Below are 18,932 nucleotides of genomic sequence, written 5' to 3'. Positions count from 1 at the left end.
GCAGGTGGAGGGAGGGGCGCTGCCCATCCGACCGTGCCGGTGCCCCGGTCCGCGCCACCATGGGCCGCCCGAATTCATCTTTCAAATTGAATGTTGAGATCGTATTGATCTGCAATCGAGCTTAATAACCGAGCGAGGTCGGCCATGGAGTTGAGGCAGCTGCAGCATTTCGTGGCGGTGGCCGAAGAGCTTCACTTCACGCGCGCCTCGCAGCGCATCAACATCGTGCAGTCGGCGCTATCGAGTTCCATCCGCGCCCTGGAGGACGAACTCGAGGCCAAGCTCTTCGTCCGCACCACGCGGCAGGTCCGCCTGACCGCCGCCGGACAGGTCTTCCTCGAAAAGGCGCAGGCCGTGATCGAGGCGGCCCGCGAGGCGCGCGAGGCGGTGGGCGAGGTCACCGGACTGCGGCGGGGAACGCTCAGCATCGGGGCCGCCCAGAGCCTGCCCGCCTTCCTCGACCTGCCGGAGGTTCTCGCCGCCTTCCATGCCCGGCACCCCGCCATCGAGGTGCGGCTGTGCCAGGGCAGTTCCTCGCACCTCCTCGAAAAGGTCCGCGACGGGCGGCTCGACCTCGCCATCGTGCCGATCTGCGCGCCACCGGCCGACGTCACGACGCGCCTGATCGCCTGCGACGCGCTCGTCGCGATCTGCGCCCCGGACCATGCCCTGGCGGGTCTGCCGCGGGTGCGCCTCGCCGCCCTCGCCGACGAGCCCTTCGTGGACTTCGAGCCGAGCTGGGGCACCCGCCGCCTCGTCGACCGCGGCTTCGCCGAAGCCGGCATCGACCGGCACATCGCCTTCGAAGTGAGCGATCTGGGGACGATGACGGAACTGGTCGCCCGCGGCCTGGCGGTCGCGCTGGTGCCGGAGGCGATCGCCGCGGCGAGGCAGCCGCGGGTGGCGATGGTGCCGATCGAGGGGCCGGAGATCTGCTGGGAGCTGGTCGTCGCCTATGTCGTCGGCGAGAGGGACCATGAAGGCCTCCCGGACAGGGCGCCCCAGGCCTTCCTCGACCTGTTGGCGGCCCAGGCGGGCGGCGGGCGCTCCCTCGCAGGCGCGTGACGCCGGGGAGATGACAGGCTTCCCCGCCATCGCCTATAAGGCGGGATGGCCGAAATTGTCTCCGATTCCGCCCCCTCCAACGCGCCCGAATGGACGGTCTCCGACCTGTCGCAAGCTCTCAAGCGCACAGTCGAAGACGCCTTCGGCTATGTCCGCCTGCGCGGCGAGATCTCCGGCTATCGCGGCCCGGTCGCCTCCGGCCATGCCTATTTCGCGCTGAAGGACGAGGGCGCCCGCATCGATGCGGTGATCTGGAAGACCAGCCTCGCCCGCCTCCGGACGCGGCCCGAGGACGGCATGGAGGTCATCGCCTATGGCCGCCTGACGACCTTCCCGGGCAAGTCCTCCTACCAGATCATCATCGACCGGCTGGAGCCCGCCGGCCTCGGCGCGCTGATGGCGCTGCTCGAGGACCGGCGGCGCAAGCTCGCCGCCGAAGGCTTGTTCGACGAGGCGCGCCGGAAGCCCCTGCCCTTCCTGCCGACGGTGATCGGCGTCGTCACCTCGCCGACCGGCGCGGTGATCCGCGATATCCTCCACCGCGTCGCCGACCGCTTCCCGCGCCATGTCGTGGTCTGGCCGGTGCGCGTGCAGGGCGAGACGAGCGCCGCCGAGGTCGCTGCCGCCATCGACGGCTTCGATGCCCTCGCCGCCGGCGGCCCGATCCCCCGCCCCGACGTGCTGATCGTGGCGCGCGGCGGCGGCAGCCTGGAGGACCTGTGGTCGTTCAACGAGGAGATCGTGGTGCGGGCCGCCGCCCGCTGCTCGATTCCCCTCATCTCGGCCGTCGGCCACGAGACGGACTGGACGCTGATCGACCACGTCGCCGACAGGCGGGCGCCGACGCCGACCGGTGCCGCCGAGATGGCCGTCCCGGTCAGGGCCGACCTCCTCGCCGCCCTTGCCGACCGCGGCGCCAGGCTCACCGGCCAGGCGCTCGGCATGATCGAGCGCCGCCGGCAGGAGCTGCGCAATCTCGGCCGGGCGCTGCCCACCGGCGAGACCCTGCTCGCCACGCCGCGCCAGCGCCTCGACCTCGCCTCCGGGCGCCTCGTCCAGGCCCTGCTCCTCAACACGCGCCGCCATCACCAGCGCCACGAGGCCCTGCTGCGCCGGCTGCAGGCGCAGCACCCGGCCGCCCGCCTGCAGCGCAGCCGCGACCGCCTCGCCGCCGCCGGCGAGCGCCTCGACGCTTCGGCCCGCATCGCCCTGGCCCGCAAGCGTGAAGCCTTCGCCCATCGCGCGGCGCAGCTTGCCCCGCGGCTGCTGAGCCGGCGCACCGAGACCGGGCGCGAGCGCCTGTCCGGGGTCGCCGGCCGTCTCCTGCAGGTGGTCGCCACCCGCACGGCGGCGCAGCGCGAAAGGCTCACGCGCTTCGCGACGCTCCTCACCGCCTATTCCTACCAGGGTGTGCTCGAACGGGGCTTCGCGCTGGTGCGCGACGGGGCGGGCCACCCGATCCGGCATGCCGCCACGGCGAAGGCGGCGGCCGTGCTCGACATCCAGTTCGCCGATGGCCATGTCGTCCTGTCCAACGCCGGCGCGCCGCCTGCGCCGAAGCCGGCGAAGACGAAGCCCCTCGCCCGGCAGCCCAGCCTTTTCGACGACGGTCCGGACAAGGCCTGAAGATCTCCGGCCGGGACGAAAGGGCAGCGCCCTCCCTCGGGGACCGGAGCGGCAGCTGTCGTACGGCCCGCCCGAACGACAGCGTTCGCAACAGATCGCTTGCAAAAACCTCGCCCCTCCGCCACTTCCTGCTATATTCCTTCATCCACCGATAAAAGCCGGACCGCCATGAACCGTCACGAGAATCGCATGAACATGCCGGGCGAAGCCCAGGTGCAATTCCTCGATGCCGACTTCCGCGTCGTGAAGCCCGGCAATTTCGTGCGTTGCGCCGTCACGGGAACGACGATCCCGATCGACGAGCTGCGCTATTGGAGCGTCGAGCGGCAGGAGGCCTACGCCTCGCCCGATGCGGCGCTGCAGCGCCTGAAGGCCCTCGGCATCATCTGAAGGAAAGCCTGTCCTTGTCCCGGACATTCAAGGCGTGGCTGCTGCGCGGCCCCGGCGAAGGCCTTCGCCTCGAGGACCTGCCGCTCCCCGACCTTCATCCGCGCGGCGTCCTCGTCCGTGTCGAGAGCGCCACGGTGCTGTCCTATATGGGCAAGGTGATCGACGGTTCGCTCGGCTACGCGACGCCGCCGCCGCCCTTCATCCCCGGCACCAACGCCGTCGGCCGCGTCGAAGCCGTCGGTTCGGAAGTGTCGCATGTCACCGCCGGCGAGCTCGTCTTCCTCAGTCCCCATCTCGTCGACGACGTTCCCGGCGAGGCGCCGGCACAGATCCTCATCGGCCTCACCGCGATGGGCGCCGCCCGCGTCGACGGGCTTCCCGACGGCGCACTGCGCCTGCAGCAGGTCTGGCGCGACGGCGTCTTCGCGGAATTCGCGCAATGGCCCGCCGCCTGCGTCACGCCGCTGCGAGGCCTCGGGCGCGTCCCGGACGACCGCCTGATCGCGCTCGCCAAGCTCGTCGTGCCCTATGGCGGCCTGCTTCGCGGCGGCGTGGAGCCGGGCCACACCGTCCTGGTCAATGGCGCGACCGGCTATTACGGCTCCGCCGGCGTGATGGTGGCCCTGGCGATGGGGGCGGCGAAGGTCGTCGCCATCGGCCGCGACCAGGCCGGCCTCGATCGCCTTGCCGAGACGCTCGGGCCACGCGTCGTCGCCGCCAGGGTCACCGGAGAGGACGCGAATGCCGACCTCGCGGCCGTCCTCGCCGCCGGCGGACGGGCGGATGTCGGGCTCGATCTCCTCGGCCGGGCCTCCAGCACGGCGACGACGCTCGCCACCCTCCGGGCGCTCAAGCGCGGCGGCCGGCTCGTGCTGATGGGCAGCGCCGCCGCGCCGCTCGAACTCGCCTTCGGCGAGATGCTCGGCAATGACTGGGAAGTCGTCGGCAATTTCATGTATCGGCGCTCCGCACCGGGTCAGCTCGCGGCGCTGGCGGCGGCCGGGCTGCTCGATCTCAGCCTGGTGAGGATCAAGCGCTTCGCGCTGGCGCAACTGCCCGAGGCGATCGCCGCGGCCGCCGTGATGCGGGATCTCGACCTCGTCGCCGTCGAGGGCGCGTAGCGCCGGGGCCTGCGGGTATCCCGCCCGCTCCTCCCCGGCTGCCCTTCCCGACAAGCCTTGCGCGAACACCGCCGGGCAGCGCCGGCAATATGCCGGCAGTCCCGCTATGCTATTTCCTGATCCTGAAGTGTCGATGCAGGAACTCGCGCATCGAATTCTCCTCCTCGAAGACGAGGCGGACCGGCACGCTCCGCGTGATCGAGGCGAGGCCGGTCCGCGCGGGGCCTCCGGTCAGCCGCACCATGTCCTTGGTCGTCGTCACCGGAATGAGCCTGCCGCTCTGGGCCCGGGACGCGATCGCCATTGCGTCGTTCTCTGTGAAGGGATGATGATCGGGGAAGACCTGAGTCGCCGCGATGATCGCGCCCATATCCGCCAGCGTCTTGAAGAACTTCTCCGGGCGGCCGATGCCGGCGAAGGCGAGCACCCGCTTGCCGCGCAGGACCGGGGCCGACGGATCGAGGACGATGCGCGCCTGCAGCGCCGCGAGGCCGGAGCCCCTGGCGAAGTCGAGCACGCGGCCGCCGGCGTCGCCCGGCCCGATCACCACCACGGCGGACACGAAGGGCATCTGGTCATGCAGCGGCGCGCGCAGCGGCCCGGCCGGAAAGGTCATGCCGTTGCCGATGCCCGTCTCGCCATCCACAGCGATGATCGAGCAATCCTTTTCGAGCGACGGGTTCTGGAAGCCGTCGTCCATGACGATGATGGTCGCGCCGTCCGATACGGCCAGGGCCGCGCCGGCCGGCCGGTCGACCGAGACGATGGTCGGCGCCTTGCGGGCCAGCAGCAGGGCCTCGTCGCCGACCTCGGCGGCGACGGCGCCGGGCATGACGCGCAGCGGCCCCGTTTCGCTGCCGCCATAGCCGCGCGTGAGGAAGGCAGGCTTGTAGCCGGCCTCCGCCAGCAGGTCGGCCACCGCAAGCGCCAGCGGTGTCTTGCCCGCGCCGCCGAGCGTGAAATTGCCGATGCACACCACCGGCACCGCGGCACGCTGGCCCGGCTGCCGCATGCGCGCCACGACGCGCCGGCCATAGACCTCCGCGACCGGTGCCAGCAGGCGCGCCTGCCACCCGGCCGGCCGGTACCAGAAGCGTGGCGGCTGGAGGAGCGGGCTCATGGCGTTTCGTTCGCGGCGAGGCCGGCCAGAGCCTGCATCGTGCGATCGAGCGCTCCGGAAAGCGAGGCGACGGCCTGCGCTCCGGCTTCCGCGAGGCGCGCGACCGCGCCGGGATCGGCGAGCAGACGCCCGACCGCCGCCGTCAATTCCTCGCCGTCGCGAACCGTGATCGCCCCGCCCATCGCGTCGAACGCTCCGTAAGCCTCGACGAAGTTATGCACGAAAGGACCGTGCAGAACAGACGCGCCGAGCTTGGCGGGCTCGACCGGATTCTGCCCGCCGCGACCGACCAGCGACTTGCCGACGAAGACGATGCGGGCAAGGCGGTAGAACAGCCCGAGTTCGCCGACGGTGTCGGCGATGTAGATGTCGGTGCCGTCTTCCGGCAGCCTGCCTTCGGAGCGGCGCAGGCAGGCCAGACCGCGGGCCGACAAGTCCGCGGCAATGGCGGCGCCGCGATCGGGATGGCGCGGGACGATGATGGTCAGGAGACCAGGAAACCGGCCCTTCAATTTCTCATGAACGGCGCCCGCCAGCGCCTCCTCGCCCGCATGGGTGCTGGCGGCGAGCCAAAGCGGCCTCCCCTCGACGGCCTCCTGCAAGGCTTCGAGCCGGACGGGATCGGCGGGCGGCGGCGGCGTGTCGAATTTGAGGTTGCCGGTGGAGATCACGTGCGGCGCTCCGAGGGCGGCGATGCGCGCGCCGTCGTCGGCGCTCTGTGCGGCGCACAGGTCGAAGCAGCGCAGCAGCGCACCGATGGTCCTCGGCGCCTTCTGCCAGCGCTGGAAGGAGCGCGGCGACATCCGGCCGTTGACCAGCGCCAGCGGGATGCCGGCGGCGCTGATCTCGCTGATCATCGCTGGCCAGAGTTCCGATTCGACGAAAAGGGCGAGATCGGGCCGCCAATGCGCGAGGAAGCGCCGAACGAAGACGGGAACGTCGAGCGGCACGAATTGATGGATGGCACCTTCGGGCAGGCGCTGCGCCATCAGCGCCGCGGACGTCACCGTGCCGGTGGTGAGGAGAATGCGGAACCCCTGCGCGGCGAGGCGCTCGGCCACGGGCAGGATCGTCACCGCCTCGCCCACGCTCGCCCCATGCAGCCAGCACAGCCGCCCTTCCGGACGCGGCCTGCCGGCGATGCCGAGGCGCTCGGACTTGCGGGCCGCATCCTCCTTGCCGCGCCTCTGGCGGCGCGCCAGCAGCAGGCCCGCGAAGGGGCCGAAGCCCGCCGTCGCCGCACGGTAGAGCCTGAGCGTGACGGGGGAGCCGGCCTTCATGCGGCCGCCTTCACGAATCGTCGGCCGACCATGGCGTAGGCGGTGCGGTGCGCGGCATCGAGCGCCGCCTGCACCTCGACGCGCTTGGCCTCCATCAGCGCGGCGTCGGCGTCGCCGGGGACATGGACGAGGTCTCCCACCACGAAGGCCCCGCGGGAAAACGGCAGGTTGATCACGGCGCGGTCCCAGCTCGAGAGCCGTATCATGTTGGACGTCGCCACCGCCACCGGCACGATCGGCCGGCCCGACAGGCGGGCGAGGGTGACGATGCCGAGCCCCGCGATACCGCCGACCCGCGGCACGTCGGCGGTCACGCCGACCGACTGCCCCGCCTTGAGGGTGGCGATCAGTTCGCGCAGAGCCGCCGGACCGCCCTTGTAATGCTGGCGGGCGGCCCGGCCGCCGGAGCCGCGGACCAGCCCGAGCCCGAGCCGCGTCACCGCGACCGCATTGATCTCGCCGTCGCCGTGGCGCGAGATCAGGATCCTGAACTCATGCCCCTCGCGCCGCATGAACGGCACGAGGAAATGCTGCCCGTGCCACATGGCGACGATATAGGGATATTGGTCGCGGATCGGCCCGTAGAGATCGGCGGGATGATCGGCGAAGCGGCTTGTACCATGGACGAATTTCAGCCAGCCCGCGAGCCCCTCGCCGAGCGCTTTCTGCACGAAACCGGACTGCCCTATCCGCTTGATCATCAGGCCGCGTCAGCGCTTGGCCGCGTCGGTCGACGGATCGAGCAGACGGTGGAGATGGACGATGAAATAGCGCATCTGCGCATTGTCGACGCTCGACTGGGCCTTGGCCTTCCAGGCGGCCTGCGCGGTCGCGTAATTGGGGAAGATGCCGACGATGTCGAGGGCCGCGAGATCCTTGAACTCGATACCCTCGATCGAGGTCAGTTCGCCGCCGAAGACGAGGTGCAGCAGTTGCTTCTGCGGTTCGCTCATCGAATGCTCCTGGTGGATGGGACGGAAATCAGCGTTTCGCACGCCGCGGGAAATGATGCTGCGGGAAAAGCGCCGCGATCGCAGCCTGCCGCCCGGAACCGGCGGCGAGCAGGGGCTCGTGCACCGGTTCGGGACGGTTGTAGACGATATCGGCGCCGGCGATGGTGGAGAGACGCCCGCCGGCCTCGCTGAGCAGGATGTCGGCGGCGGCGATGTCCCAGTCATGCGACGCGTCGGACGCGAAGGCGACATCAACACGCCCTTCGGCGACATAGGCGATGCGCAGGGCCAGCGACGACAGCGACGAGGTGCGTTCGACCTGCGGGAGGGCGTGCCTGATGACGTCGAACATCGGCTTCGGCCCGGCCGCGTGGCGGGTGGCGCCGGCCATGCCGGCATCGGCGCTGAGACGCTGCCCGTTCCGGAAGGCGCCAAGGCCACGGCCGGCGTGATAGAGATCGCCGGTGGTCGGACGATAGAGCACGCCGGCCAGCGGCCGCCCCTCCTCGACCAGCGCCGCCGAAATCACCCATTCGCCGTTGCCCGCGATGAAGCCGCGCGTGCCGTCGATCGGATCGAGCACCCAGACCTGGCGGCGCGACAGCCTGTCGGCGCTGTCCGCCGCTTCCTCCGACAGCCAGCCGATGGCCTCGGACACCGGACGCAGGCGCGCGGCGAGATGGGCATCGATGGCGAGATCCGCCTCGGTGACCGGAGAATTGTCGGATTTGTCGAAGACCCTGGCGCCATCGCGCATGAAGCGCAGGCCGATCTCGCCCGCTTCCCTCGCTGCTTCAGTCAGGAGCGGCAAGGCATCGCTCGCGCTCAGATATCCGGCCCCGGACAAAACGCCATTTCCTGCGGTCATGGCCCGGATTTAGGCGAGCGGAGGGATCGGCGCAAGCGCGAACACCGGACGCCGGACAGAACGCAGCCATGCGCGCCGCGCGAAGCGGCCCTGGCGACGGACGGCCTCGCCGGCAAGCCGGGATTTTCCGCGCCGCCCGTCATCGGCGAGGCGGGATGAGGTAGATCACGGCGGTGTATTTGGGAGTGCTCTGCGTGCCCTGCACGATGCCGCCGAGCGCTTCGGCGATGCGCCGGCTGGAAATGTTCTGCTCGGCGACGGGGTAGCGGAACGCCTCGATGTCCAGCCGTTCCGATGCCCAGCCCGCGACCGCGGCGACCGCCTCTCCGCCATAGCCGCGCCCGTGCTCGTCCTCGCGGATCCAGATGCCGAGTTCGGGACGGGCGGTGCGGACGCCGTGCAGGCCGACCAGGCCGAGATAGCGTCGATCGGGAAGGCCGCGCAGCACGAAATGCACGTCGGAGCCCCTGCGGATCGAAGAGAGCCAGAACTGCCAGATCGGCGCGAAGGCCGGCCAGGAGGTCGGCGGTTCCCACGCCATGAAACGCGTGATCGGCAGGGTGATGGAGCGGAAGACGTCATGGGCGTCGTCCGCCACGAAGGGCTTGATCGACATCCGCCGCGATTGGATCTCGACCCTTCGCCAGTTCAGTTCAGCCGACATCGCCGCCCACTCGCTCACCTGCTTCCGGATGGGGCACCGATGTTCGATCCGCACGCCTCTCACCCTACCGAGAAGACGCGGACCCGCGGCCGGTTCCCCAATCGAGCGAGAGAACCGCACCGTTCATCTGCCGCCCCGCCCTCCCGCCGGCCCGGCGAGTGAGGACAGACCGGCATAGCCCGCGCCCTCGGCCGGGTCCAGCGCGGCAACCGTTACAGCCGCCGACAGGCGGCGCGTGCGGCAGGACCGCAGCCTCGGATCCGACCTTGGCATCGGTCCCGAGGCTGCATTTGCGGCAGGAGCCCTATGCCGCCTTGCTCGCCGCCGGGGCGTTCAGCGTCTGCAGCACCTCGAAGCCCTCGAACACCGGGTGGCCGAGGGTAAGGGCCGGTCCCTTGCCGGCATTGCGATGGGCGAGGCGGAAGGCTTCCGAATGGGTCCAGGCTTCGAAATCCGCCTTGCTCGCCCAGACGACATGCGAGGAATAGAGCACATGGTCCTCATGCTCGGGGCCGCGCAGGAGATGGAAGGAGATGAAGCCGGGCAGCTTGTCGATATGCACTTCGCGATCGCGCCAGACGGCTTCGAAGGCAGCAGTCGAATCCTTCTTCACATCGAATCGGTTCATGGCGATGAACATGGATCTTCCTTTCTGTTTGATCGGGACATTACCGCAGGGCGTAACGGACGGGAACCGTCCGGACGTAGGGGTGGTAGGGTGGCGGAGGGAGCGAAAGCCCGCGCACCAAAGCGAGGGCGGCGGCATCCAGCGCCATATCGTTCGAGCTGCGGGCAAGGTGCACGGTGCCGACGGCGCCCTGCCCCGAGACCACGAAGCTCACGGCGGCGGTGCCCTCGACGCCCCGGTCCCGGGCGCTCGCGGGAAACCGCAGGCGGCTGCGGATCTGGGCGAGGATCACCGCATCGTAATTCTTGGCCGTGGCGCCGCTCCGGCGGGCATCGTCGGCGACCCCCACATCCGACACCGCGCCGGCGCCGCCCAGCTGGGGCCGCCTGGCGACGGTCTTCTCGGCGGGCTTCGCCTTGGGCGCCTGCTCGGCCGCGGCCTTCACCGGCTGGGAGGCCGTCTTCTTCCGTGGCGTCGCCCGCGAGGGCCTGGCGGGCTTCGGCTCGGCGGCTCCGGCTGTGGCGGGCCTTGCCGTCGCGGGCTGACTTGCCTTCGAGGGCTCCGGCACGGCTTCTGTGGCAAGGGCCGGCGTGACGTCGCCGCTGTCGGCCTGCGGCACCGCCGCCGGCGTCGCGAAATCCTCCTGCGAAGCGAGGGCGACGACGACGTCCGCGACCGGCGACGCCGCCGGCGCGGGAACCGCCGACGCCTGCGTCGTCGGAGCGGGAGCAGACGGAGCGGCCGGCCCCTCGGCCGATGCCAGCGGCGCGGCCGGCGCCGGCTCGAGCCGCGCCGTTTCGCTCCGCACGGGCTCCTGCGCGGCAGGCGCACGCTCCGCCTCCGCCCTGTCGGGCTGGAGGGGCTGCGTCGCGGCGGGCACCGGCGCAGCGGCGGCGGCATCGTCCTTTACCACCCGCGCCGTCTCCTCGGGTGCGGGGTCGGCCTGCTCCACGGCGGACCGCACCTCCTGCGCCAGCCACGTGCTCTTGGCATTCACCTGGTCGGCGGACGGCATCGGCGCGAAGGAGGCCTCGATCGGCTGGTCCGCACGCGTGACCGTCCCCGGCGGAATCGCGATCCAGGCGCCGGCGACTGCCGCCAGATGCAGCGCCGCCGCCGTCGCGATCATGCCGGAACGCCGGTTCCCGATGAGGTCGGCGGAGGTCATGGCGAAGGCGCGGCCCTGTCGGCCTTGCCGATGAAGGCAAGACGGCTCACGCCGTCGCGGCTGAGCGCCGCCATCACGTCGAGCACCTTCTCATAGGGCACCGCCGCATCGGCCCGGATATGCGCCGTGACCTTGGGATCGGCCCCGAGCCGCGCCGCGATCGCCGCGTCGAATCCCGCGCCGCCGAGGGCATCGGCCCCGACGAACACCGAGCCGTCCGCCTTCACGGTGACGACCAGCGGCTCGCGGGCCGGCGAGATCGCCGCGGCGCCGCTCGCCTTGGGCAGGTCGACCTTGACGCCGGCCGCCAGCATCGGCGCGGTGACCATGAACACGATGAGCAGGACCAGCATGACGTCGACGAAGGGCGTGACGTTGATGTCCGAGACCACCCGCGGTGCGCCGAGGCCGTCGTCCGCATCCGATTCGCCCAGCGAGAAGCTCATTCCGCCGCCTCCCTGAAGCCGAGGGGGTGGGCCTGGCCGCCGGCCGCCGGACGGCGCGCCGCCATCGCCTCCGCCTCGCGGCGGATCACCTGCTCGAACCGCCGGCCCATGCCCGCCGCGCCCTGCGACAGGCGGTTATAGGCGACGACGGCAGGCACGGCGGCCACCAGCCCCAGCGCCGTCGTGAACAGCGCTTCCGCAATGCCGGGGGCGACGGTCGCCAGGCTCGTATCATTGGCGCCGGCAATGGCGGAAAAACTGTTCATCACCCCCCAGACGGTGCCGAACAGCCCGACGAAGGGCGCCACCGCCGCCACGGTCGCGAGAAAGGAGAGCCCGGCATCCGTCGCGCCGACCAGGCCGGCGGCCACTTCGCGCATCGCCCGCTCGATCCGGCCGCGATATTCACCGCCCGTCTCGCCGGCGATGACGATATCGGCCGATTGCCGGCCTCGGATCAGCAAGGTCTGCGCCAGAACCGGGGCTGCCGCCAGGCCGCCCGCGGCCGCTGTCCGTATAAAGCGGCCGAGGCGCCGCTGCCGCCGCAGCGTCTCGAAGCTCAGGCCCCAGGAGAGGATCGAGGCGAGGACGAGGATCGCCATCACCGCCTTCACCACCGGATCGGCATGGATCAGCAGGTTGAGGAAGGAGAAATGCGGATTGGTGTCGGGCATGGCGACCTCGCTTGGAAAGATGGTCTCACTTGAAGAAGCGCGTTCCGGCCTTGGATTCGACGGCCAGCGTGTCCAGGCAGCGCGGCGGCCCCTCGGCTTCGCCTGCGAAATGGCAGGCCGGCAGGTCGTTGAGCAGGATGCTGCCGATGCCCTGGCAGTCGAGGCCCGCAATGTCGAAGGCGCGCACGATGGTCTTGCCCGCCGGCACCGGGCCGAGATCGACGGCGAGCCGCTTGGCGACGACGCCGTCCTGGCCGAACATCACGAGATCGGCCCGGAGCGCGTCCGCCGCCGCGGGACGGCCGTTGACCACCACCATGGTGACGCGGCAGGAGCCGTTCCGGCTTTCGAGCTTGTTGAGGTCGAGCGACAAATCGCCCGCCATGGCGGACAGCGGCGCGGCGAGCGCGACGCCTGTTATCAATAGTCGTGCGATGGCAGTTTTCATGCGGCCTCTTCATCGGCTTGAGCGACGGCGTGCACGATGCCCGCCCCGGATTCCTGCAGGGCGGTGCCGATGCGCACCTTGAAAACCCGCCGGATCAGATCGGCGGTCAGCGTCTCCGCCATGGCGCCCCCGGCGGCGAGATGGCCGCGATCGAGGACGAGCACGTCGTCGCCATAGATCGACGCCAGCGTGAGATCATGCAGGGTAACGACCACCGTGGCGCCGCCGGCCGCCAGCAGCCGGGCCTGCTGCAGCAGGCGGTGCTGGTGCTCGGGATCGAGGCTCGCCACCGGTTCGTCGAGGATGAGGAGATGGGGCTCTCCCGTCGCCGCCCGGTCGAACAGCTGCGCCACGGCCTTGGCGAAGGCGACGCGCTGACGCTCCCCGCCCGACAGCGTGGTGATCGGCCGGCGCGCCAGCGGACCGATATCGGCGGCGGCAAGCGCGGCGGCGAGCGCCGCCCCGTCGCGGGCCGCGCGGGGCGTGCCGGCATGGCAGAGCCGCCCCAGCGCCACGACGTCCTCGACGGCATAGGCGAAGGGACAGTCGAAATGCTGCGTCATCACGGCCCGCCGCGCCGCCAGCGCCGCCGGCTTTAGGGCGTGCAGCGCCTCGCCGGCAAACAGGACGCTGCCGCGTACCGTGCGGAGCAGGCCGGCGACGGCGTCGAGGAGCGTGGTCTTGCCGGCGCCGTTCGGCCCCATCACCACGAGGATGCGGCCGGCCCGCGCCTCGAAGGAGATGTCGCGCAGCACGATGCGGCCGGCGCGTTCCACCCGCAGGCGGTTGACGAGGAGGGTCATGGACGCTGTCCCCTGCGCAGGAGGGCGATGAAGACGGGTGCGCCGAGCAGGCTGGTGACGAGGCCGATCGGCAGTTCCGCCGGCGAGATCGCGACGCGCGCCACCGCATCCGCCAGGATCACGAGCGCCGCGCCGATGAGGCCGGAGGCCGGCAGGACGAAGCTGTAGCGCTGCCCGCCGAGGAAGCGGGCGCAATGGGGCGCCACGAGCCCGACGAAGCCAATCAGCCCGGTGAAGGCGACGGCCGCACCGATGGCGAGCGCGGTCGCGGCGATCACCCCGCGCTTGAGGGCGGCGGTGTCGACGCCGGCGAGGAAGGCCTCGCTCTCGCCGAGCGTATAGGCGTCGAGGGCCCGGGTGCGTCGGACCAGCAGCAGGCTTGCGGCCAGCAGGGCCGGCAGCGTCCCGGCGACCGCCACCCAATCGGCGCCTGCCAGCGATCCCATCATCCAGAACTGGATCGAGCGCAGCTGGCCGTCGTCGGCGATGGTGACGAAGAGCCCGACCGCCGCCATCGCCAGGGCATTGATGCCGATGCCGGCGAGGAGCAGGCTGGCGATACCGACATGCCCGCCGGCATCGCGCGCCAGCCGATAGGTCAGCACCGTGGTGAGGCAGCAGGCCAGGGCCGCCACGGCCGGCAGGGTGTAGAGGCCCCACCCCGCCCCGGCGCCGCCGTCCGCACGCGACAGGAGCACGATGCCGGCGACGACCGCCAGGATGCCGCCGGACGCCGATCCCGTCAGGCCGGGGTCGGCCAGGGGGTTGCGGAACAGTGCCTGCATGCTCGCCCCCGACAAGGCGAGGCCCGCCCCGACCAGGCCGCCGAGCAGGACGCGCGGCAGGCGGATGCCGACGAGGATGCCGGAATGGAGATCATGGCCGCCGGTCGCCGCCGTCAGCCATGCCGATGGCGGGATATGCACGCCGCCGAAGGCCAGGCCTGCGGCCAGCGCCGCCGCGAGCAGGGCGCCCAGGACGGCCAGCACCAGGCATTCGCGCCGGCGGGGCGTCGCGGCATGCGCCAGGGGTTGCGCAACGGCGTGGACGAAGCTCATGCCCTCAGCCCACGAAGCGTTCGGGATGGAGGCGGCGCGCCAACATGGTGATCGCCGCGGCCGACGACGGCGCGAAGCCGAACAGGATCGTCAGGTCGGTGTCGATCAGCCGCTCGTGACGCCCCGCGAAGGCCGCGATCAGCCCGAGCGCGTCGATGAAGCTCCCGCTTCCGCCGAGGGCGGCGACGGCCTGGACGTCGGCCACGATGAAATCGGGCGGGGACGCGGCGAGCACTTCGCGCGACACGGGCTTGAACAGGGAGAAGCCGGCAAAGGCGTTGGTGCCGCCCGCCAGCGCGTAGGCCGCGTCGACCAGGCCCATCTTCCCGCCGGCGATCGGCGTGCCGCCGTCGATGCTGCGGATGAAGCCGATGCGCGGCCGCATGGCCACGCCGTCCAGCCGCCGGGCGAGGTCGGCCATGGCGGCGGCCGTCGTCCCGGCGAGGACCGCCGCTTGCGCGTCGCGGCCGAGCAGGGTCCCGACATGGCGGATCTTCGCCGCCATGCCCTCGCCGCTGGGCGGGAAATCGACGAGCTCGATCCGCACGCCCGCCTTGCGCAATTGCGCCACCGCCGCCGGCGGCCCGAGATCGCGGTTGGCGATCACGATGTCGGGCTCGAGCGACAGGATGCCCTCGGCGGAAATCTGCCGGAGATAGCCGATGGAGGGCAGGTTCCTTACTTCGGGCGGCATGTGCGAGGTGGTGTCGACGCCCTGGATCGCGGCGGCGCCGGCGAGCGCCGCGACGATCTCGGTGACGTCGGCGCCGGCGCAGACGATGCGCTGCACCGGTTGGGCGAGGCCCCTCCCCGGCGCCGCGAGCAGGGCGAGCGCCGTTGCGAGCAGAACCTGGCGGCGGTCGAGCCGGGAAAGCGGCATTCCGGCCTCCTACTTGCTGGCGAACTTGTAGGTGATGGAGAACTTCGCAGCGAGGCCCGGCGAATAGTCGGAATCGAGGAAGGCCTTGTAGCGTCGGTCGAAGATGTTATCGACCGCGAGGTCGGCGCTGAGGCTGTCGCTGTATTTGTAGCTGGCGAAGACGTCGACGAGCCCGTAGCCGCCGGTCGGCACGTCGACCCGGCGCGAGGTCGCGCCGACGAAGGTGGCGCGGGTGCCGATCGTCAGCCGGTTGTCGAGGAAGCGCCAGCCGAAAGTGCCGCTGAGCTTGTTCGGCGCCACCGTGCTGAGCGGCATATGGGTGTCGCGGTTCTCGCCATTGGTGTGCGAGCCGGCGATCGAGGCGAAGCCGCTGACCCAGTCATAGGCCGCCTCGAGCTCGACGCCCATCAGGCGCGCCTTGGCGACGTTGACATATTGATAGGCCGTGATCGGGAAGCAGAGATAGGCTTGAGTGGCGCAGGTGCTCGCCGGCATGCCCGGGATGTAGGGCACCAGGATGGGGGACCCCACCGCCGCCATGTCGATGTAGTTGTCGACATTGTTGACGAAGCCGGTGACCTTGGCGCGGAACGTGTCGCCCTGCTGCAGGATGTCGTCATATTTGATGTTGGTGCCGACCTCGAAATTATGCCCCGTCTCGGGCTTCAACGCTGGATTGGGCAGAAGCGGGAAGGCTGGATAGGGATGGGTTCCCGAGATCAGCGTCTCCGTGATCGACGGCGCCCGGTAGCCTTCGGCATAGGTGCCGTAGAGCTCGATGCCCTTGACCGGCGTCACACCGATGGTGATCTTCGGCGACCAGTGCGAGCCGCTCGAACTGTAGGAGCCGCCCTTCAGCGAGTAGTCGTCGTAACGCAGGCCGCCGAGCACCCGCAGCCAGCCGCCATAGCGCATCTCGTCCTGGACATAGGCGCCGAGCAGGGTCCGCTCGCCGGAAGGCGTCAGCGCCGAGATGTAGCCGCCGGCCGCATCCTCCGTCGTCACGCGGTCGAAGGCACCGTCGCCGCCATAGGTCAGCGCATGCTCGACGGCTCCGGTGGAGAAGCGCGAGGTGTTGTAGATGTCGAAGCCGGTGGTGCCGATGCGGTCGAACAGTCGGGCGCCGGGCTGCACGCCGAGCGCCGAATAGGTCGCGTCGGGTACGAGGATGGTCTGCTGGTTCTCCGTCTGCGAGTAGTAGACCTTGGCATTGAAGTTGATCAGCGGCGTTTCCGGGCTCTCGTAGCGGTAGCCGGCCGTATAGGTCTGGGTGGTGACGTCGTTGCGCCAGCGCGAACCGTCGCCGCTCGTCCCGTTATTGTCGTAGCGGTAGTTCTGGCCCAGCGCGCTCAGGCTGATCGTCTGGCCATCGCCCGGATGATAATTGACCTTGAGCAGGCCGCCGAAATTGCGGGAGCCGGTGTCCTGCACCCTGTCGCCGCCGCCGTCGCGGTAGGAGCCCGCGTCGCGATAGATGAACTGTCCGTAGATGTCGGCGATCGTGCCGTATCGCGCGGCGGCCGATGACGAGGTGAACGCCCCCAGGCCGTTGCTGCTGAAGCCGACCTTCTCCTCGCCGCCCCACTTCTCGTCCGGCGCCAGGATCGAATCGACACCCCGCGTCGTGAAGGACGCGACGCCGCCGATGGCACCGGAGCCGTAGATGTTGGAGATCGGGCCGCGCACGATATCGATCTGGTTGATGAATTCGGGGTCGAGATAGAAGCTGCCGTTCGCGTTGTGGCCGGAGATCTGGTAGTCCTGCCGGGCGCCGTCGACGAGCACGTTCACGCGGCCGAAATCCTGCATGCCGCGGATGTTGATGGACTGCATGGGATCGTTCGCGCTCACCTGCGTCGAGACACCCGGCACATTGCGCAGCAGATCCGCGATGCTGGAAGGCTGGACGCGATCGATATCCTGCTGCGTCACCGTGCTGACGCCGCCGAGGACGTCGATCAGATGCTCGACCGTCTTGGTCGCCGTCACCGTCACGGTGTCGAGCGTGACGCCGCCGTCCGTGCCGGCGGGCGCATTGCCGTTCTGCGCATCCTGCGCGAACGCCGCCCCGGAACCGGCCGCAACCATTGTGAGCACGGCCGCCGTCGTCAGGCAGCGGCGCCGCAGTTCGTTCATTCCACTCATCTCAACCCCGATATTGTATAATTTTTCACGGCCCCAGATTGCGCAATTCATCTTGTGTAAATTCGCGCTAATCCATACAATTTATGCGATTTGATCGAGTATGAAACGGGAGTCAAGCATTTAGTGTTTGATTTTATTAATCAAAATTGCGCAGTTTTGCTTCGTTATAAACTGGAAAATTGGAACGATCGCGCAGTTTTTAATATTTCTATTGTGGGTTACGGAAATGGAGTGGAGATAGAGTGATGAATGAGCTGAAGCAGCAATGGCAGGGCCTGCGTGAGGCCCAGCCCGGGCTGCGTATCCGCGACGCCGCCTTCCGATTGGGCGTCGCCGAAGCCGCGCTGGTCGAGACGCGTATCGGCGACGGCGTCCGGCGGCTGCGGGCCGATGTCCGGCAGATCTGCGCGGCCTTGCCGGAGCTCGGCGTGGTGATGTCGCTCGTGCGCAACCAGGCCGCCGTCCACGAGAAGGACATCGCCTTCGCGCCCGCCGCGGCCACCGGCGGGACCATCGGCTTTTCAGGCGGCGAGTTCGCGCTGGAGGTCGCCCCGGCCGCGATCGCCCATGCCTTCTACGTGGAGGACGCCAATCCCAGGGGCAGGCTGCGCAGCATTCAGCTGTTCGATGCGTCCGGCGAGGCCGCCTGGAAGATCTATGCGCGCGACAAGGCAGACCATGCCGCCTTCGGACGGCTGGTCGACGGCCTCGCATCGGATGACGGATCCCCTGCCTCCTTCGCCCGCCCGGCGGTCTCCCCCGGCCCGGCCGGGCCGGCCGCTCCTGAGCTCCGCCTCCAGCCGATGCTGGAACGGATCGCGGGCGAAGGCCTGCCGCTGAGTCTCGACGTCGCCAATCCAGCCGTGCGCCAGCGTCACCGCGGCCCGGTCCACCGCATCGTGCGCATGGGATCCTGGCTCAACGTGCTCGATCCCGGCTTCGACTGGCATCTCGACGAAGGCGCCCTGTCCATGGCGCGCGTCACGGTCGAAGGCGGCATGCCCCGTCTCGTGCTCGGGCTGTCCGGCGGTGGGGAGGCCGCCATCCTCTCCCTCGGCGAGGGAGCGGCGAGCGGCCAGGAGGCGGCGTGGCGCGACATCATGGGGCAGGTGCAGCAGAATGACTGAAGCCATCGCGGCGCGCATGACAGGCGCCATTCCGACGCTCGCCTCCCTCAGCTTCGCAGAGACCTCCGGCTTCTATTCCCGCCTGGGCTTCTCCGTGCTCCATGGCGACCTGTCTTTCCTCCTGCTGCGGAGGGACGAGGTGCGCCTCAGCTTCTGGCTCACGGGCAACCGCCGCGTGCCGCAGAGCACCAGTTGCTGGATCGAAGTGACGGGCATCGATCCGCTCTACCGGCGCTTCGAGGCGCTCGGCATCGTCCATCGCAAGGGGCACCTCGAAACGAAGCCCTGGGGCACCCGGGAATTCTCGATCGTCGACTGCCACGGCAACCTGCTCCGCTTCTCCGAAACGGGCACGGACGCAGTGGAACCGGCGGAGGACGGCTGACGGCTGCGAAACGGAACAGCACCCCATCTCCGCAGGCGCCGGGCTCGAAACGCCGCGGCCGGCGCCTGCATCTTCGGCGCAGT

Annotated in this window: 21 protein-coding genes; 6 read left to right on the top strand and 15 right to left on the bottom strand. The window is 70.1% G+C overall.

Annotated elements, in window-relative coordinates:
* Nucleotides 1-144 precede the first annotated feature (144 nt).
* The 4 genes from J3R73_RS06875 to J3R73_RS06860 all read left to right on the top strand — a co-directional run bounded on the left by J3R73_RS06875 (nt 145) and on the right by J3R73_RS06860 (nt 4,202).
* Nucleotides 145-1,065 (top strand): LysR substrate-binding domain-containing protein, encoded by a 921-nt coding sequence (locus tag J3R73_RS06875; RefSeq protein ID WP_307424171.1) that lies wholly within the window; start codon nt 145-147, stop codon nt 1,063-1,065.
* A gap of 45 nt (nt 1,066-1,110) precedes the next feature.
* The gene (gene xseA, locus J3R73_RS06870; RefSeq protein WP_307424168.1) at nt 1,111-2,691 is read left to right on the top strand and encodes an exodeoxyribonuclease VII large subunit; all 1,581 of its coding nucleotides are present in this window, start codon (nt 1,111-1,113) and stop codon (nt 2,689-2,691) included.
* A 168-nt stretch (nt 2,692-2,859) separates the two neighbouring features.
* Complete coding sequence (locus J3R73_RS06865) at nt 2,860-3,081, top strand: DUF2093 domain-containing protein (protein WP_307424165.1); 222 nt, start codon at nt 2,860-2,862, stop codon at nt 3,079-3,081.
* A gap of 14 nt (nt 3,082-3,095) precedes the next feature.
* The gene (locus tag J3R73_RS06860) at nt 3,096-4,202 is read left to right on the top strand and encodes a zinc-binding dehydrogenase (protein ID WP_307424162.1); all 1,107 of its coding nucleotides are present in this window, start codon (nt 3,096-3,098) and stop codon (nt 4,200-4,202) included.
* Nucleotides 4,203-4,311: 109 nt separating this feature from the next.
* Here the strand turns inward: J3R73_RS06860 and lpxK are convergent, their stop codons facing one another.
* The 15 genes from lpxK to J3R73_RS06785 form a co-directional block, all read right to left on the bottom strand.
* Entirely contained in the window at nt 4,312-5,322 is a 1,011-nt protein-coding gene (gene lpxK / locus J3R73_RS06855) for a tetraacyldisaccharide 4'-kinase (RefSeq protein ID WP_307424159.1), read from the bottom strand.
* A complete protein-coding gene (locus J3R73_RS06850) occupies nt 5,319-6,602 on the bottom strand; it encodes a 3-deoxy-D-manno-octulosonic acid transferase (RefSeq protein WP_307424157.1) in 1,284 nt (427 codons plus the stop codon). The genes lpxK and J3R73_RS06850 overlap by 4 nt, the downstream gene beginning before the upstream one ends.
* Nucleotides 6,599-7,303, bottom strand: a complete 705-nt coding sequence (locus J3R73_RS06845) for a lysophospholipid acyltransferase family protein (protein WP_307424155.1) — start codon at nt 7,301-7,303, stop codon at nt 6,599-6,601. Before J3R73_RS06845 ends, J3R73_RS06850 begins: the two co-directional genes overlap by 4 nt.
* A gap of 9 nt (nt 7,304-7,312) precedes the next feature.
* Nucleotides 7,313-7,555, bottom strand: coding sequence for a DUF4170 domain-containing protein (locus J3R73_RS06840; RefSeq protein WP_307424153.1), 243 nt, complete (start codon nt 7,553-7,555; stop codon nt 7,313-7,315).
* 28 nt (nt 7,556-7,583) lie between these two features.
* Nucleotides 7,584-8,402: a 3'(2'),5'-bisphosphate nucleotidase CysQ gene (locus tag J3R73_RS06835; RefSeq protein WP_307424150.1), complete on the bottom strand. Its 819-nt coding sequence runs from the start codon at nt 8,400-8,402 to the stop codon at nt 7,584-7,586.
* 160 nt (nt 8,403-8,562) lie between these two features.
* Complete coding sequence (locus J3R73_RS06830) at nt 8,563-9,087, bottom strand: GNAT family N-acetyltransferase (RefSeq protein ID WP_307424147.1); 525 nt, start codon at nt 9,085-9,087, stop codon at nt 8,563-8,565.
* Nucleotides 9,088-9,391: 304 nt separating this feature from the next.
* Nucleotides 9,392-9,727 carry a heme-degrading protein HmuQ gene (hmuQ, locus tag J3R73_RS06825; RefSeq protein ID WP_307424144.1) on the bottom strand — a complete coding sequence of 112 codons (336 nt, stop codon included), beginning with the start codon at nt 9,725-9,727 and terminating at the stop codon, nt 9,392-9,394.
* Between the two features lie 28 nt (nt 9,728-9,755).
* The gene (locus J3R73_RS06820) at nt 9,756-10,883 is read right to left on the bottom strand and encodes a TonB family protein (protein WP_307424141.1); all 1,128 of its coding nucleotides are present in this window, start codon (nt 10,881-10,883) and stop codon (nt 9,756-9,758) included.
* Nucleotides 10,880-11,329 carry an ExbD/TolR family protein gene (locus J3R73_RS06815; RefSeq protein WP_307424138.1) on the bottom strand — a complete coding sequence of 150 codons (450 nt, stop codon included), beginning with the start codon at nt 11,327-11,329 and terminating at the stop codon, nt 10,880-10,882. The genes J3R73_RS06820 and J3R73_RS06815 overlap by 4 nt, the downstream gene beginning before the upstream one ends.
* Nucleotides 11,326-12,003, bottom strand: coding sequence for a MotA/TolQ/ExbB proton channel family protein (locus tag J3R73_RS06810; RefSeq protein ID WP_307424135.1), 678 nt, complete (start codon nt 12,001-12,003; stop codon nt 11,326-11,328). The genes J3R73_RS06815 and J3R73_RS06810 overlap by 4 nt, the downstream gene beginning before the upstream one ends.
* 25 nt (nt 12,004-12,028) lie before the next feature.
* Nucleotides 12,029-12,451 carry a hypothetical protein gene (locus J3R73_RS06805; protein ID WP_307424133.1) on the bottom strand — a complete coding sequence of 141 codons (423 nt, stop codon included), beginning with the start codon at nt 12,449-12,451 and terminating at the stop codon, nt 12,029-12,031.
* Complete coding sequence (locus J3R73_RS06800; protein ID WP_307424130.1) at nt 12,448-13,254, bottom strand: ATP-binding cassette domain-containing protein; 807 nt, start codon at nt 13,252-13,254, stop codon at nt 12,448-12,450. Before J3R73_RS06800 ends, J3R73_RS06805 begins: the two co-directional genes overlap by 4 nt.
* On the bottom strand, nt 13,251-14,312 hold the full coding sequence (locus tag J3R73_RS06795; protein WP_307424128.1) for a FecCD family ABC transporter permease: 1,062 nt from the start codon (nt 14,310-14,312) through the stop codon (nt 13,251-13,253). The genes J3R73_RS06800 and J3R73_RS06795 overlap by 4 nt, the downstream gene beginning before the upstream one ends.
* Before the next feature lie 4 nt (nt 14,313-14,316).
* The gene (locus J3R73_RS06790; RefSeq protein ID WP_307424124.1) at nt 14,317-15,192 is read right to left on the bottom strand and encodes a heme/hemin ABC transporter substrate-binding protein; all 876 of its coding nucleotides are present in this window, start codon (nt 15,190-15,192) and stop codon (nt 14,317-14,319) included.
* Between the two features lie 9 nt (nt 15,193-15,201).
* Nucleotides 15,202-17,328: a TonB-dependent hemoglobin/transferrin/lactoferrin family receptor gene (locus tag J3R73_RS06785; RefSeq protein ID WP_307424121.1), complete on the bottom strand. Its 2,127-nt coding sequence runs from the start codon at nt 17,326-17,328 to the stop codon at nt 15,202-15,204.
* Between the two features lie 254 nt (nt 17,329-17,582).
* On the opposite strand from J3R73_RS06785, the gene J3R73_RS06780 reads away from it, so the two are divergent.
* Together J3R73_RS06780 and J3R73_RS06775 are read left to right on the top strand one after the other, a co-directional pair.
* Entirely contained in the window at nt 17,583-18,464 is an 882-nt protein-coding gene (locus J3R73_RS06780; RefSeq protein WP_307424118.1) for a ChuX/HutX family heme-like substrate-binding protein, read from the top strand.
* Nucleotides 18,457-18,849, top strand: coding sequence for a bleomycin resistance protein (locus tag J3R73_RS06775; RefSeq protein WP_307424115.1), 393 nt, complete (start codon nt 18,457-18,459; stop codon nt 18,847-18,849). The genes J3R73_RS06780 and J3R73_RS06775 overlap by 8 nt, the downstream gene beginning before the upstream one ends.
* Nucleotides 18,850-18,932: the final 83 nt, after the last annotated feature.

The sequence above is a fragment of the Labrys monachus genome (assembly GCF_030814655.1).
GTDB classification, from domain to species: Bacteria; Pseudomonadota; Alphaproteobacteria; order Rhizobiales; family Labraceae; genus Labrys; species Labrys monacha.
Note: the sequence above shows the minus strand (reverse complement) of the source record. Positions and strands in the feature narration are given on the sequence as shown.